Consider the following 1,295-nt stretch of genomic DNA (forward strand, 5'->3'; position numbering starts at 1 on the left):
GCCGCGAACAACTCCGGCAACGTCCCGGACGGCGTCTCATGGAACGTGTCGTTCCACTCGACAATCAGCCGCTGCCGCTCTTCGCGGCCCAGGACGTCGACGTTCGCGAGTACCGTCCCCGGTGTGTGCTCCATTGCGTCGGCCACTCCGGCGAGCGTGGCGTCCACCAGGTCGCACACCGACTGGGCGTCGATCGGATCGACGGCCTGGACGGTGAGTGCGAAGGCATCGCCGAAGTCGTCGACCGTCAGCGTGAGCGGATAGTTGGTGCGCTCGTGGACGTACACCACCTCGACGCCGGGCAGTCCGATCGCGGAGGCATCGACCAGACCGGGTCCCTCCCCGTGACGGTAGTTGAGGAGCGCGGTGAAGAGCGGCGCGCTTCCCTCCACCCCGCTGCACTTCTGAGCCAGAGCCAGGGAGGCGTGCTCGTGGGCCACCAGGTCGGCCAGCTGCGTGCGCATCGCCGCCAGGGCGTCAGTCACGCTCACTGCGGCGACAGGGGTACGGATAGGCAGGGTGTTGATGAAGAGCCCGGGGACACGCTCACCGCTGCTCATCCGACCGAACAGCACGGTGCCGAAGACGACGTCGTCGCGGTTTGAGGTGGCCGCCACGACCCGTGCCCAGGCGAGGTGGAATAGCGTCGCCGCGCTTATGCCCCGTCGACGCGCCTGTTCGCGCAGCCGCGCCGCGAGCTCCGGTGCCAGCGACAGCCGGGCCTCCGTCAACTTCATGGCATCCCCGCGCACGTCCAGCACGCCGAACGGCGCCGTCGGCTCTGCCACGTCACCGAGCAGCTCGGAGAAGAAGCGCTCATGCTCCGCGTCAGGGCTCCCGAGCCTGGCCTGGGCCACGAAGTCGCGGTAGGGCCGCGGCTCGGGCAGGCTCCCGGTCTCCCCGGCCAGAACGGCCCGGACCTCGGACAGCAGCAGGCCCAAGGCCGTGTGGTCCACCACGAGGTGATGCTGCTGCACCAGCAGCAGCCACCTCTCACTACCGGGCTCAGCGGCGATGTAGGCGCGCAGCAGCGGCGCGCTGGCGAGATCCATCGTCGTCGGACAGGCGGCGAGAAGCCGCTCCGGCGCGCCGTGCGTCAAGCCGTCCTCCGTCGGCAGCTCGATGTGCTCGACCGGCAGCCCGGCCTGCCGCGCCACCACTTGCACCGGCTGCGGAAGCCCTTCCCACATGACGGCGGTGCGCAGGACATCGTGGCGGTCGACAACAGCCTGGAGCGCGGCGGTGAAGGCGTCGAGCCGGTCACGCGAGTCGAACGCCAGGACGGTCGGCAGGAC

At 70.0% G+C, this 1,295-nt stretch carries 1 protein-coding gene; it reads right to left on the bottom strand.

The genetic code is table 11. The features are described 5' to 3' along the window. Positions 1–1,295, bottom strand: a 1,295-nt coding sequence (locus ABZ656_RS58010; protein ID WP_360280850.1) for a condensation domain-containing protein, incomplete at both ends; no start/stop codon positions are given.

It is taken from the genome of Streptomyces sp. NPDC007095 (assembly GCF_040634475.1).
Classification (GTDB): Bacteria; Actinomycetota; Actinomycetes; order Streptomycetales; family Streptomycetaceae; genus Streptomyces.